Source organism: Streptomyces sp. NPDC059718, assembly GCF_042733315.1.
GTDB lineage: Bacteria > Actinomycetota > Actinomycetes > Streptomycetales > Streptomycetaceae > Actinacidiphila.
Genome location: NZ_JBHWGA010000019.1, coordinates 137,051 through 150,004, shown reverse-complemented (window position 1 = coordinate 150,004; position 12,954 = coordinate 137,051). Strand labels below are relative to the sequence as shown.

Here is a 12,954-nt window from a genome sequence, read left to right as displayed (position 1 = left end):
CCACGGCAGGTGTGTGCGAGAGGGCGGACGGCATGAGCGTGACGGGCATAACGGGCATGAGCGGAACGAGAGACACGGAGCGGTACCCCAGTCAGGGACCGTGGCGGGACACGGCACGGCGTTACGCCCTGCTGCCGCTGCGCATCTTCCTCGGCGTGACCTTCGTCTACGCCGGCTTCGACAAACTGCTGTCCGACACCTTCTTCACCGACGGCGCCCCGGGCTCGCTCGTCGGCACCCTCAACGGGGTCCGCGGCACCGCCGCCATCCCGGCCATGATCGACCTGGCCCTGAAGAACCCGCACGGCTTCGGCTACGCCATCGCCTTCGGTGAGATCGCCGTCGGCATCGGCACGCTGCTCGGCCTGCTCAGCCGGATCGCCGCCCTCGGCGGCGCGCTGATCTCGCTCAGCCTGTGGCTCACGATGAGCTGGTCCACGCAGCCGTACTACTACGGCAACGACCTGGCCTACCTGATGGCCTGGCTGCCGCTGGTCCTCGCCGGCGCCCCGCTACTGTCCGTCGACGCGATGATCGCCGGACGCCGCGGCCGGGGACGGCGCGGCCTGGCCTGAGCGCCGGGCGCTCCGCCCCCGGAGCATCCGGGAGGTGACCGCGCCGAGCGCCGCGAGCCCCAGACCCGTACAGGTCAGGGGCACCGCGGCGTGCGGGGACAGCGACACCTCGCCGGCGGCGTCGAGCAGGAACACCGCGGCCAGTCCCAGCAGGACCAGGCCGGTCAGGAGCGCCGAGGGCGCGAACCGATGCCGCCTCACGGGAACTGCACCACCTTCACCTGTCCGACGCCCACTTCCACGTCGAGTTCCACCGTGCCCGCGGACTTCCGGCCGTCCACCGGGTCCAGGGTCACCTTCCGGTCGAGCCCGGGCTGGACGTCGATGTCCTTCTCCTTCTCGCCGGGCAACTGCACGTCGCCCACGCCCACCTGGACGTGCATCCGCAGCGTGACGTCCTCCGGGATCCTGACCACCAGCTGTCCCGCCCCGACCTCGGCCCGCGTCGTGACGGTCCGCCCGCCCGGCTGGAGCCTGGACAGGTCCAGCGTCGCCCGGCCCGTGCCCAGCTCGTACGAGTCCTGCACCGCCGAGAGCGTGGTGGGCGTCCAGGTGCGCTGCTTCCAGTCGGTGCCGACCGACCGGGGCAGCGTCGTGGAGCCCACCAGCAGCGCGGCGGTCAGCAGCACCGCGAAGACGGTGCCGCCGCCGAGCCGCCCCCACCAGGTGCTCACCACGAAGCCCAGGCCGAAGACGGCCAGCGCCGAACCGAGGCCGATCTGCACGCCGGTGGCCAGCGGCTGGGACGACCAGGACGCGGCCAGGCCGGCCGCGGCCGCCGCCGTCGCCGCGAAGAACACGAGCACGCCCAGCCAGGCGCCCTCGCGCCGCACCGCCCGGCGCCGGTCCCGCCACTCGCGGCGGTCGCGCTCCACGTCCGCGGGACCGTCGTCCGGCCCCCACAGGTAGCCGCCCGGCCCCGGCACCGGGGGCGCGTCCTCGACCGAGGTCTCCTTCCACCACGCCGCCGTGGCGGGCTGCGGCGGCGGCTGGGTCGGCGGTGGCGCGACCGGCTGCGCGGGCGCCTCGGTCGCCTGGCGCCGGTGCACCGACCAGTACACGGCACCGGCGAACGCCGCCAGCAGCCCCAGCGAGAAGGCCAGGTTCCCGCCGCTGCCCAGCATCGACAGGAACAGCCCGCAGCCGACCAGCGCGACCAGCACCGCCGTCAGCGCGGTCCCCTCCACCCGGCCGGACAGCAGCCGGTGCGCCTCGCTCTCGGTCTCCCCCTCCAGCGGGACGAGCAGCCACGCCAAGCCGTAGGCCACCAGCCCGAGGCCACCGGTGAGCGCCAGCACGCCGAGCACGATCCGGAAGACCACCGGGTCGATGTCGAAGTACCGTCCCGCGCCCTGGCAGACGCCGGCGACCACCTTCCGTTCGCGGCAGCGCGCCAGCCGCCGGCCCGGCGGTGCCCCGGCCGCCTCCGTCTCCGTGTGCTGCTCCGTCATGGCTCCATGGTGGCGTGCCGGGACGTGTGCCGGTATCCGGAACGACCCTGACCCCGCATGGGGGCCAACCCTGATACCCACCGTGCGCGAAACGTGTGACGATCGGGACATGCCAGCCGCCGGACCACCGACCAGCCCACCCAACGGGGCGTCGTACTTCGCGCCGCCGGACCCGGCCGGATCCCCGGTCCGCAAGCTCTACCGCAGCTCCGAGGGCCGGATGATCGGCGGCGTCGCCCGGGGGCTGGCCGGACACCTCGGACTGCCCGTGGCCTGGGTGCGCGTCGTCTTCGTCGTCCTGGCCACCATCCAGGGCCTGGGCATCCTGCTGTACGCGGTCTTCTGGTTCGTGGTGCCGCTCGGCGTCGGCGGGGTGGTCGAGGCCAAGGAGCCGCGCGACGCCCGCTCCTGGCTCGCCGGACGCAGGCCCGACCGGGGCCAGATCGTCGCGCTCATCGCACTCGCCATCGGCCTCGGCATCCTGCTGGACAACCTCAACCTCGGCAGGGCCAACGCCTACGTCTGGCCGCTGCTGCTGATCGGGCTAGGCGTCGCCCTGGTGTGGCGGCAGGCCGACAACGCCCGCCGGGCCCGCTGGGCCGAGCTGAGCCGCCGCAGGAGGCTGCTGCCGTTCGCGCGCGGCGCCGCCGGGGTGATCCTCGTCGGCGTGGGCGTGACCGGTTTCCTCGTGGTGCAGGGCTCGGTCAGCCACCTGGGCACCATCCTCCAGGCCGCGCTCGCCGTCCTGGTCGGCGTGGCGCTGATCGCCGGACCGTACCTCGTGCGCATGACCCAGGACCTGTCGGCCGAGCGGCTGGCCCGCATCCGCGCGCAGGAGCGGGCCGAGGTCGCCGCACACGTCCACGACTCCGTGCTGCACACCCTGACCCTCATCCAGCGGCACGCCGAGGACCCGCGCGAGGTCGCGCGGCTGGCCCGCGCGCAGGAACGCGAGCTGCGGGCCTGGCTCTACCGGCCCGAGGGCAACGGCAAGGAGGACGAGCCGGCCACCCTCGCCGAGGCGGTGCGCCGTGCCGCGGCCGAGGTGGAGGACGCGCACGGCGTCCCCGTCGAAGTGGTGTGCGTGGGCGACTGCCCGCTCGACGAAGGCCTGGTGGCGCAGATGCAGGCGGCCCGCGAGGCCATGGTCAACGCCGCCAAGTACGGTGGGGACGAACCCGTGCAGGTGTACGCGGAGGTCGAGGAGAGCAGGGTCTTCGTGTCGGTCCGCGACCGCGGACCCGGCTTCGACCTCGACGACGTACCGTCGGACAGGATGGGCGTCCGGGAGTCCATCATCGGCCGGATGCGGCGCAACGGCGGCGAGGCGCGGCTGCGCTCCGCGCCGGGCGGGGGGACGGAAGTGGAGCTGGAGATGGACAGGGCCCAGGGACCAGGGAGGTCGTCATGAGCACGGAACGACGCGTGAGGGTCGTCCTCGTCGACGACCACCGGATGTTCCGCACCGGGGTGCAGGCCGAGATCGGCGAGACCGAGCGGACCGGGGTCGACGTGGTCGGCGAGGCCGCCGACGTGGACCAGGCGGTCTCCGTGATCACCGCGACGCGGCCCGGTGTCGTCCTGCTCGACGTCCACCTGCCGGGCGGCGGCGGGGTCGAGGTCCTCAAGCGCTGCGCCGGTCTCATGGCCGACGCCGAACACCCCGTGCGCTTCCTGGCGTTGTCGGTCTCCGACGCCGCCGAGGACGTCATCGGGGTGATCCGCGGCGGCGCCCGCGGCTACGTCACCAAGACCATCACCGGCCCCGACCTGGTCAGTTCGGTCTTCCGGGTCGCCGACGGCGACGCCGTCTTCTCGCCCCGGCTGGCCGGCTTCGTCCTGGACGCCTTCGCCTCCACCGACGCCCCGCCGGTCGACGAGGACCTGGACCGGCTGACCCAGCGTGAGCGCGAGGTGCTGCGGCTGATCGCGCGCGGCTACGCGTACAAGGAAGTCGCCAAGCAGCTCTACATCTCGGTGAAGACGGTCGAGTCGCACGTCTCGGCGGTGCTGCGCAAGCTGCAGCTCAGCAACCGGCACGAACTCACCCGCTGGGCGACCGCGCGCCGGCTGGTCTGAGGGCCCGCGGCGCGGGCGTCACGCCGGACGCGCGGCGCCCGCGAAGGGCATCTGGTCGACCGGGGCGAGTTTGACGACGTCACCGGTGCGGGGGGCGTGGATCATCATGCCGTTGCCCACGTAGAGGCCGACGTGGCTGATCCCCGAGTAGAAGAACACCAGGTCGCCGGGCTCCAGTTGGGATCGGGAGATCCGGGTGCCCGCGTTGATCTGGGTGTACGTCGTGCGCGGCAGGGAGACCCCGGCCGACCGCCAGGCGGCCTGCGTGAAGCCCGAGCAGTCGTACGCCGAGGGCCCGGTGGCGCCCCAGACGTAGGGCAGGCCGAGGGAGTCGTAGGCGAAGGAGACGGCACGGGCGGCGCGTGCGTTGGGGGCGGCCGCGGGCGCCAGCCCGGCGCGGGAGCCGGTGGCGCCGCGGCCGGCGCGGGCCGGGTCGGCGGAACCGTGGCCCCCGGAGGACAGCACCTCGGCGCGCTGGGCGGCGGTGAGACGGCCGAGCAGTTGCCGCGCGGAGGCCAGGCGCTGCTCCACGGTGTGCTTGTGGCGGGCGAGTTCGGCGCGGGTGCCGCGCAGTTCCGCCAGCTCGCCCTCGGTCTCGGTGCGCAACTGCTCGATGCCCCGCCGCTGGGCCGACAGGGCGCGCAGCGCGGCGTTCTGGCGGCTGCTCATCCGGTCCAGCATCCCGGCGCGCTCCAGGTAGTCGCCGGGGGAGGAGGCGAGGGCCAGCTGGACGGCGGGGTCGATGCCGCCGCTGCGGTACTGGGCGGTGGCGAGGGAGCCGAGGCCGTCGCGGGTGACGTTGAGCCGCTCGGTCCTGCGGGCGAGTTCGTCCTGGAGGCGCTCGATCCGCCCGGTGGCCGTGTCCGCCTTCTCCTTCGCTCCGTTGTACCGCTCGGTGGCCTGCTCGGCCTCCTCGTACAGCCGGTCCACCCGGGCCCTGGCCTCGTCCGTGGTCAGCCGGGGTTCGGCGTGCCCGGCCTCCCCGAACACCGTCACGGAGGCCGCGCCCGCCAGGGCGAGACCGGCTGCGGTGCGCGCGGTCGTGCCTGCCAGGCCGCGTTCCCTGGGCCTTCTGTGCGACGCCACGCGCCGTCACTCCTTCCGGGCTGTCCGTACGCCCCCCTGCGGTCCGGCGGCGGGCGGACGGGGAGCCGTCCACCGCCGGACCTTCGGCGGGGGCGGCCGTGCCGGGGACGGGGTCCTCGCGGCAGTGGGGATCGGCCACCTGGGGCAGGACGCTAAACCTGGACGTCGTGAGCGGGCTCCGGACTGTGCGGGACTGGTCCGATTCGGCCGCGGACTGCCCGCGGATGACCGCTGTTCGACGGGTGACCTGGTCACTTGCGGTCCGGCCGTGACCGATATGACGGAAGAGGGCGACCTCGGTGCCGAGTGCTGGTATGAGCCTGACTAGGGTCCTGAGCCATGGACGTACTCATCAACCTGATCGTCGGCCTGCACATCATCGGCATCGCCGCGCTGCTGGGCGGCTTCCTCACCCAGATGAAGGCCATGGGCCGCGGCGAGGCCCGGTTCGTGCCGGGCATGCTGCACGGCGCGCTGACCATGCTGGTCACGGGCGCGCTGCTGGTCGGCCTCAACCAGGCCGACGACCAGCCGGTCAACAACATCAAGATCGGCGTGAAGCTGGCGATCCTGGTGGTGATCCTCGGCCTGGTCTACGTCAAGCGGGACGAGGAGAAGGTGCCGGCGGCGGCCTTCGGCACCGTGGGTGCGCTGACCACCGCCAACATCTTCATCGCGGTGCTGTGGACCTGAGCCCGGCCGAGGGGACGGGCCGGGCGGGGGCTCAGGCCATCCGGGCGTAGCCGTAGATCGGCATCTCCGTGATCGGGGCGATCTTCACCACGCTCCCGGTGTGGGGGGCGTGGATCATCTGGCCGCCGCCGATGTAGAGGCCGACGTGGGTGACGTCCGAGTAGAAGAAGACCAGGTCGCCGGGTTGCAGCTGGTCGGCGGTGACGCGGCTGCCGAAGTCGACCTGGTCGTAGGTGACGCGGGGGATCGAGACGCCCGCGGCGCCCCAGGCGGCCTGGGTCAGGCCCGAGCAGTCGTAGGAGTTGGGGCCGGTGGCCCCGTACACGTACGGCTTGCCCAACTGGGCGCGCGCGAACTCGATCGCCTTGGCCGCCTTGGCGGCGTAGGTGCCGGACACCGGGGCCGTCGAGCCCGACTCCCCGGCCGCCTCCTGCGCGGCTTTCTCCTTGGCGGCGATCTCCGCGGCCTTCGCGGCGGCCTCCTCCTGCCGCTTCTTCTCCAGCGCCGCCAGCCGCGCCTTCTCCTGGGCGGTGAGGCTGTTCAGCAGCTTCTGCGCCGCGGCGAGCTTCTGCTTGACCGTGGTCTTCTCCGCGTTCAGCCGCTGCTGCGCGTCGGTCAGCTTCTGCAGGCTCTCGACGGCCTCGGCGCGCTTGGCCGTCGTCTCGGCCTGCTCGGAGCGGAAGGTCTCCAGCGCGTGCTCCTGGCGGTCGGACAGGCGGTCCATCAGGTGCGCCTGGTCCAGGAACTGCTGCGGGTCGGAGGTGAGCAGGAAGCTCGTCGTCCCGTCCAGGCCGCCGCCCCGGTACTGCGCCGCGGCGTACTCGCCGATGGTGCGGCGGGCGGAGTTGAGCGTCTCGGTCCTGCGGGCCACCTGGTCCAGCAGCGCGTCGGCGCGCGCCCGCTGCTGCTCGGTCTGCTCCTTGGCGCCGTTGTAGCGCTCGGTGGCGGCCTCGGCCTGGTGGTGGAGCTTGTCGACCTGGGCCTTGACCTCGGTGATGGAGGGCTTGTCGGGTGAGGCGGGCGCCGCGCTCGCGCTCTCGCCGAAGAGGGTGACGGTCGCCAGTGCGGCGGTCGTGAGCCCCACCGCGGCCCTGGGGCCGGGGACGGTCAGCGCGCGCGGGCGCGGCTTGCGGTGCGTCGCCAAGTCAGGCGGCTCCTTCCGTGGACCGCCTACCGGGTTAGCTGTCGGGTTCGGGCTTCGGAAGGCCGCCCTACGGGCCGTGCGGGCGCGCTGCGCTCGTACGGACCGATTCACCCCAAGGTCGTGGGTCCCCGGCTCCGGCGGTCGCCGGACTCAGCGGAGGCGGCCCGTGACGGCACGGTCGCCGCCGCATGGAGCGGACCGCCTGATGCGGCACGGTAGTCAACTGCGGGGGTCCGTGGGAACCCTGGTGTTCGAATTGTCCGCAATCATTTCGTGACCTTCACCATGCGGGGCCGCCGCGGGCGGCGACGGGCCGTGCCGCGGAGGGTGCGGACGCGGGCTCGGGCTCGGGCAAGCGGCGCACCGCTGTCCGTCCCACGGCCTAGACTCGGGAGGCGATGAGCAGCCTCTTTGACGACAGCTTCCTGGCCGGCCTCGAACCGAGGGAGGAGGAGCCCCCGCCGCCTCCCGAGGACGAGCCCGACACGGCTACCGACGACCTCTTCGAGGGGCGCTTCGACGCGCCCGTCGACCGGGACGCGTACTACCGGGACGGCGCCCCCCGCCCGGTCGTCGACCCGACCGCGCTGCTGGAGGGGCTCAACGAGCAGCAGCGTGCCGCCGTCGAGCACACCGGCTCCCCGCTGCTCATCGTCGCCGGCGCCGGCTCCGGCAAGACCCGGGTGCTCACCCACCGCATCGCGTACCTGCTGGGTGCCCGCAAGGTGCACCCCGGCCAGATCCTGGCGATCACCTTCACCAACAAGGCCGCCGGGGAGATGAAGGAGCGCGTCGAGCAGCTGGTCGGCCCGCGCGCCAATGTGATGTGGGTCTCCACCTTCCACAGCGCGTGCGTCCGCATCCTGCGCCGGGAGTCCAAGAGGCTCGGCTTCACCTCCAGCTTCTCGATCTACGACGCGGCCGACTCCAAGCGGCTGATGGCCCTGGTCTGCCGCGACCTGGACCTGGACCCCAAGCAGTTCCCGCCGAAGTCCTTCAGCGCCAAGGTCTCCAACCTCAAGAACGAGCTCATCGACGAGGAGACCTTCGCCGACCAGGCCGAGAACCCCTTCGAGAAGAAGCTCGCCGAGGCCTACGCGATGTACCAGTCGCGGTTGCGCGAGGCCAACGCGCTCGACTTCGACGACATCATCATGACCACGGTCAACCTGCTCCAGGCCTTCCCGGACGTCGCCGAGCACTACCGGCGCCGGTTCCGGCACGTCCTGGTCGACGAGTACCAGGACACCAACCACGCCCAGTACACCCTGGTGCGCGAGCTGGTCGGGACCGGTGACGCGGAGGAGGGCGGCGAGGGGCCCGCCGAGCTGTGCGTGGTCGGTGACGCCGACCAGAGCATCTACGCCTTCCGCGGCGCCACGATCCGCAACATCCTCCAGTTCGAGGAGGACTACCCGCAGGCCCGCACGATCCTGCTGGAGCAGAACTACCGCTCCACCCAGAACATCCTGACCGCCGCCAACGCCGTCATCGAGCGCAACGCCTCCCGCCGCCCCAAGAACCTGTGGACGGAGGCCGGCCAGGGCCCCGTCATCACCGGCTACGTCGCCGACCAGGAGCACGACGAGGCGCAGTTCATCGCCGACGAGATCGACCGGCTCACCGACGCCGGCGACGCCCGCCCCGGCGAGGTCGCGGTCTTCTACCGCACCAACGCGCAGTCCCGTGTCTTCGAAGAGGTCTTCATCCGCGTCGGCCTGCCCTACAAGGTCGTCGGCGGGGTCCGCTTCTACGAGCGCAAGGAGGTCCGGGACGTCCTGGCCTACCTGCGCGTGCTCGCCAACCCCGAGGACACCGTCCCGCTGCGCCGCATCCTCAACGTGCCCAAGCGCGGCATCGGGGAGCGCGCCGAGGCCATGGTCGACGCCCTGGCCTCACGCGAGCGGATCTCCTTCGCCGCCGCGCTGCGCCGGGTCGACGAGGCCTTCGGCATGGCGTCGCGCTCGGTCAACGCCGTCAAGCGCTTCAACGAGCTCCTGGAGGAGCTGCGCACCGTCGTCGACTCCGGCGCCGGCCCCGCCACCGTCCTGGAGGCCGTGCTGGAGCGCACGGGCTACCTGGCCGAGCTGCAGGCCTCCACCGACCCGCAGGACGAGACCCGCATCGAGAACCTCCAGGAACTCGCGGCGGTGGCACTGGAGTTCGAGCAGGAGCGCACCGAGGAGGAGCCCGGCACGCTCGCGGAGTTCCTGGAGCGGGTCGCGCTGGTCGCCGACTCCGACCAGATCCCGGACGACGACGAGGGCGGCGGCGTCATAACGCTGATGACCCTGCACACCGCCAAGGGCCTGGAGTTCCCGGTGGTCTTCCTGACCGGCATGGAGGACGGGGTCTTCCCGCACATGCGCGCGCTCGGCCAGACCAAGGAGCTGGAGGAGGAGCGGCGGCTCGCCTACGTCGGCATCACGCGGGCGCGGCAGCGGCTGTACGTGACGCGGTCGACCATGCGCAGCGCCTGGGGCCAGCCCTCGTACAACCCGCCCTCGCGCTTCCTGGAGGAGATCCCGGAGCCGCTCATCGAGTGGAAGCGCACGGGCGCCTCCGCGGCACCCTCCGCCTCGGTGTCGGCGGCGGCCTCGATGCTGTCGCGTTCCCCGTCGAAGAGCGGGCCCTCCGGATTCGCGACGCGGCGCACCCAGGACCGCCCGGTCATCTCGCTGGCGGTCGGTGACCGGGTCACGCACGACACCTTCGGGCTGGGCACGGTCGTCGCGGTCGACGGCAGCGGGGAGAAGGCCAAGGCCACCATCGACTTCGGCGACGAGCGGCCGAAGGTGCTGCTGCTGCGGTACGCGCCGGTGGAGAAGCTCTAGCGGGCTTCAGGAACGGTCCTCGCCCGGGCCTCGTCCGGTCCCGGTTCCGACCCCGGCCCTGGTCCCGCTCCGGCGGGGCCCGGGCTCAGCGCGGGTCGATCCCGTGCTTCAGCAGCCACTGCAGCGGGTCGATGGCCGCGCCGCCCGCGGGACGCACCTCGAAGTGGAGGTGCGGTCCGGTGGAGTTGCCGGAATTGCCCGAGTAGGCGATGACCTCGCCGGCCTTGACCGAGCCCGAGCGGATCTTGGTGCTGCTCAGATGGCAGTACCAGGTCTCGGTGCCGTCGGGGGCGGTCACTATCGCCATGTTGCCGTAGGCGCTGTTCCACTGGGTGCGCACGACGCCGTCGGTCGCGGCCATCACCGGGGTGCCGTAGTCCACCGGGAAGTCGATGCCGGTGTGGACCGACATCCAGTTCACGCCCGCCTGGCCGAAGTAGGCGCTCAGGCCGTGCTGCTTGACCGGGAGCAGGAACTTGGGGCGCAGCTGCTCCTTGAGGGCCGCCTCCGCCGCCTTCTTCGCACGCTCCAGCGCCTGGCGCTCCTTGAGGTCGATGCGCTCCTGGTTGCGGCTGGCCCGGTCGGTGAAGTCGTCGACGTCCCGGTTGACCCCGGCGAGCTGCTGGTCGAGCTTCGTGGTCGGGGCGTTGGCCGCCTCGGGCACGCCGTCGGCCTGGGTGCGGCTGCTGTCGGGGTCGTCGGTGTTGACGGTGACGGCGGCCGCGCAGGCGACGCCCATCACCGCCACGGAGGGGACGGCGACGGTGAGCAGGGCGGAGCGCCGGGCCGGGCGGCGCCGGCGGCTCCCGACGCCGTTCCCGCTGCGCGGGCGCGGCAGGGGGGCCGGGGCTGCGCCGTCCTCGGTGCCGTCCTCGGTGCCGTGCTCCGGGTCCGCCTCCGCGTCGTCCTCGGCGGTGTCGTGGGCGTCGGGCTCGTAGGGCTCGTACTGCTCGGCCTCGTACGACTCCGGCTCGTACCGGTCGGCCTCGTAGTGCTCGGCCTCGTAGTGCTCCTGGGCGTACGTCTCGGTCCCGTACCGGTCCGGCTGCTCGTAGGCGGCGGGCTCGGGAGCGTGGGCGTGAGCGGCCTCGGGCTCCTCGTAGGCGGTGTGGACGGCCGTGTGCTCGTACTGCGCGTAGTCGTAGGCCGCCGCCGGCTGCGCCTGTGCGGCGTCCGGGTACCAGGTGCCGGTGGCCGTGCCCGCGTGATCGCCGTAGGCGGCGGTGCCGGCGGCCTGCCCCGAGGGCCAGTAACCGGTCGCGGTGGTGTCGTACGAGACGGTGGCGTAGGACCCCGTGTCGTAGGCGGGGTAGCCCTGGCAGGAGCCGAAGAGTGGATCGTCATCCGCGTGAGCGGCGCCCACGGGCGCGTAGGAGGCGTCGGAATGCCCCTCGTACCCATAGCCGCTGTACTCGGGGGCGTACCCCGCCGGATGACGGTCGTTCACCGCTTCTCTTTCGCCTCGGCAGCAGGAGAATTAGCGGCGACTGTATCCCCCAGCGGGCGACGCCCACAATCTTCGGCGGGATTCGGGTATCCCCGATGCCTTGTGTTCGATGGCCTTTCGATGCTTATGGGGGCAAGGCCGTCAGGCGGCGTCCACGGCCCCCGACGCCAGTTCCTCGCCCAGCAGCGCCTGCCGGATGCCGGCGGCGATGGCCGCGTGGACCGGCATGGTCAGATGCCCGACCCCCGCGACGTGGACGTTGCGGGCGATGAGGTCCGGGTGGTCGAGCCGGGCGGCCTCGACCGGGCTCATCAGCTCGTCCAGATCACTCCAGAACGCCACGAAACGGGTGCGGCAGCCGGTCGCCGGCTTGGCCAGTTCCTCGATGAGGTCGGAGTTGGGCCGCATCTGCCGGACGATCGGGTGCGGGTTCAGCAGCGGCGCGGCGCGGGTCCCGGCGTGCGGGGTGCCCAGGGTGACCACGGTGCGCACCCGCGTGTCGCCGCCCAGGCGCTGGGCGTAGTAGCGGGCGATGAGTCCACCGAGGCTGTGGCCCACGATGTCCACCTGGCGGTGCCCCGTCTGTTCGCAGATCTGTTCGACATGGCGTCCCAGGAGGGCGGCCGCCGTACGGATGTCACAGGTCAGCGGCGAGTAGTTGAGCGCCTGCACATGCGGCCAGCCGTGCCGTCGCAGCGACCGGCGGAGCATCGCGAACACCGAACGGTTGTCCACGAAGCCGTGCAGCAGGAGCACCGGGGGATGGCTCCGGCCCGCGGTGGGGAGCCGTGGCGGCGCCTCGGAGTCGCCGGCCGTCAACTGCGGCCCGCGCTCCTGGAAGATACCGGTCGGGTAGAGGAAGACATGACCGGTCAGGATGGCGATCTCGATCGCCGCGGCTCGTACGTAGGCCGCCTGGCGTACCAAGCGGTCTCCGACACCGAAAGACAGGACGCCCATGGCCTACCTCCCGTGGGCACACGGAGACGGCCCTGTCCCCCGTGCGCCGAGAACGCGACGGCCCGTGTCGCCTGCTGAACGAAGGACGGCCACGGGCCGAACGCGTTTCTAACGTGAACGTGTCCCATGTGTGATTTCCCCCTCGGGGCCCTTCGTGAAACTGTCCGCACGGGGGATGCTGGCGATAACGTTCGTTCACACATGTGCCCGCTGAGCGCAGCAATCGTGTATGGAGGCAGCGATGGGAGTGTCCGGACCGATCCGTGTGGTGGTCGCCAAGCCGGGCCTGGACGGCCACGACCGCGGGGCCAAGGTCATCGCGCGAGCGCTGCGGGACGCCGGCATGGAGGTCATCTACACCGGTCTCCACCAGACGCCCGAGCAGATCGTGGACACCGCGATCCAGGAGGACGCCGACGCCGTCGGGCTGTCCATCCTCTCCGGAGCCCACATGACGCTGTTCGCCAAGGTGATCGAGCTGCTCCGGGAGCGTGACGCGGAGGACATCAAGGTGTTCGGCGGCGGGATCATCCCCGAGGACGACATCGCCCCGCTGCAGGAACTGGGCGTGGCCGCGATCTTCACCCCGGGCACGTCGACCGGCGACGTCGTCACCTGGGTGAACGACAACATCCGCCATCCGGCCGAAGCCTGATCGTCACGGGCGGCGGTGCGGGCCTTCCGC

At 72.3% G+C, this 12,954-nt stretch carries 12 protein-coding genes and 1 riboswitch; of the genes, 6 read left to right on the top strand and 6 right to left on the bottom strand.

The annotated features are described in order from the left end of the window. Positions 1-56 precede the first annotated feature (56 nt). Positions 57-575, top strand: a complete 519-nt coding sequence (locus tag ACFV3E_RS22540) for a DoxX family protein (RefSeq protein WP_500536226.1) — start codon at positions 57-59, stop codon at positions 573-575. On the opposite strand, the gene ACFV3E_RS22535 is transcribed toward ACFV3E_RS22540, so the two are convergent. After that, complete coding sequence (locus ACFV3E_RS22535; protein ID WP_500536225.1) at positions 513-776, bottom strand: hypothetical protein; 264 nt, start codon at positions 774-776, stop codon at positions 513-515. The genes ACFV3E_RS22540 and ACFV3E_RS22535 overlap by 63 nt on opposite strands. Continuing rightward, positions 773-2,026: a PspC domain-containing protein gene (locus ACFV3E_RS22530; RefSeq protein WP_500536224.1), complete on the bottom strand. Its 1,254-nt coding sequence runs from the start codon at positions 2,024-2,026 to the stop codon at positions 773-775. The genes ACFV3E_RS22535 and ACFV3E_RS22530 overlap by 4 nt, the downstream gene beginning before the upstream one ends. A 109-nt stretch (positions 2,027-2,135) precedes the next feature. On the opposite strand from ACFV3E_RS22530, the gene ACFV3E_RS22525 reads away from it, so the two are divergent. Then, on the top strand, positions 2,136-3,437 hold the full coding sequence (locus tag ACFV3E_RS22525; protein ID WP_500536223.1) for a PspC domain-containing protein: 1,302 nt from the start codon (positions 2,136-2,138) through the stop codon (positions 3,435-3,437). Beyond that, entirely contained in the window at positions 3,434-4,105 is a 672-nt protein-coding gene (locus ACFV3E_RS22520; protein ID WP_018561203.1) for a LuxR C-terminal-related transcriptional regulator, read from the top strand. Before ACFV3E_RS22525 ends, ACFV3E_RS22520 begins: the two co-directional genes overlap by 4 nt. A gap of 18 nt (positions 4,106-4,123) precedes the next feature. Here ACFV3E_RS22520 and ACFV3E_RS22515 read toward each other — a convergent pair whose 3' ends face one another. Next, positions 4,124-5,191 (bottom strand): C40 family peptidase, encoded by a 1,068-nt coding sequence (locus ACFV3E_RS22515; RefSeq protein ID WP_500536222.1) that lies wholly within the window; start codon positions 5,189-5,191, stop codon positions 4,124-4,126. 339 nt (positions 5,192-5,530) lie between these two features. On the opposite strand from ACFV3E_RS22515, the gene ACFV3E_RS22510 reads away from it, so the two are divergent. Beyond that, positions 5,531-5,884 carry a hypothetical protein gene (locus tag ACFV3E_RS22510; protein ID WP_500367063.1) on the top strand — a complete coding sequence of 118 codons (354 nt, stop codon included), beginning with the start codon at positions 5,531-5,533 and terminating at the stop codon, positions 5,882-5,884. A gap of 31 nt (positions 5,885-5,915) precedes the next feature. Here the strand turns inward: ACFV3E_RS22510 and ACFV3E_RS22505 are convergent, their stop codons facing one another. Continuing rightward, positions 5,916-7,028 carry a C40 family peptidase gene (locus tag ACFV3E_RS22505; protein WP_500536221.1) on the bottom strand — a complete coding sequence of 371 codons (1,113 nt, stop codon included), beginning with the start codon at positions 7,026-7,028 and terminating at the stop codon, positions 5,916-5,918. Positions 7,029-7,036: 8 nt separating this feature from the next. Beyond that, a riboswitch (cyclic di-AMP (ydaO/yuaA leader) is annotated at positions 7,037-7,194 on the bottom strand. A gap of 232 nt (positions 7,195-7,426) precedes the next feature. Between ACFV3E_RS22505 and pcrA the strand changes: the two genes are divergently transcribed. Then, entirely contained in the window at positions 7,427-9,862 is a 2,436-nt protein-coding gene (pcrA, locus tag ACFV3E_RS22500; RefSeq protein ID WP_500536220.1) for a DNA helicase PcrA, read from the top strand. A gap of 85 nt (positions 9,863-9,947) precedes the next feature. On the opposite strand, the gene ACFV3E_RS22495 is transcribed toward pcrA, so the two are convergent. After that, positions 9,948-11,309 (bottom strand): M23 family metallopeptidase, encoded by a 1,362-nt coding sequence (locus tag ACFV3E_RS22495; protein ID WP_500536219.1) that lies wholly within the window; start codon positions 11,307-11,309, stop codon positions 9,948-9,950. A gap of 141 nt (positions 11,310-11,450) precedes the next feature. Then, entirely contained in the window at positions 11,451-12,269 is an 819-nt protein-coding gene (locus tag ACFV3E_RS22490; RefSeq protein WP_500536218.1) for an esterase/lipase family protein, read from the bottom strand. 241 nt (positions 12,270-12,510) lie between these two features. Between ACFV3E_RS22490 and icmB the strand changes: the two genes are divergently transcribed. Continuing rightward, complete coding sequence (gene icmB / locus ACFV3E_RS22485) at positions 12,511-12,924, top strand: coenzyme B12-dependent isobutyryl CoA mutase small subunit (RefSeq protein ID WP_500367054.1); 414 nt, start codon at positions 12,511-12,513, stop codon at positions 12,922-12,924. Positions 12,925-12,954 lie beyond the last annotated feature (30 nt).

Coding starts and splice junctions, on each gene's coding strand:
- ACFV3E_RS22520 (WP_018561203.1), top strand. CDS start 3,434: ATGAGCACGGAACGACGCGTGAGGGTCGTCCTCGTCGACGACCACCGG.
- ACFV3E_RS22525 (WP_500536223.1), top strand. CDS start 2,136: ATGCCAGCCGCCGGACCACCGACCAGCCCACCCAACGGGGCGTCGTAC.
- ACFV3E_RS22530 (WP_500536224.1), bottom strand. CDS start 2,026: ATGACGGAGCAGCACACGGAGACGGAGGCGGCCGGGGCACCGCCGGGC.
- ACFV3E_RS22510 (WP_500367063.1), top strand. CDS start 5,531: ATGGACGTACTCATCAACCTGATCGTCGGCCTGCACATCATCGGCATC.
- pcrA (WP_500536220.1), top strand. CDS start 7,427: ATGAGCAGCCTCTTTGACGACAGCTTCCTGGCCGGCCTCGAACCGAGG.
- ACFV3E_RS22490 (WP_500536218.1), bottom strand. CDS start 12,269: ATGGGCGTCCTGTCTTTCGGTGTCGGAGACCGCTTGGTACGCCAGGCG.
- ACFV3E_RS22540 (WP_500536226.1), top strand. CDS start 57: ATGAGCGGAACGAGAGACACGGAGCGGTACCCCAGTCAGGGACCGTGG.
- icmB (WP_500367054.1), top strand. CDS start 12,511: ATGGGAGTGTCCGGACCGATCCGTGTGGTGGTCGCCAAGCCGGGCCTG.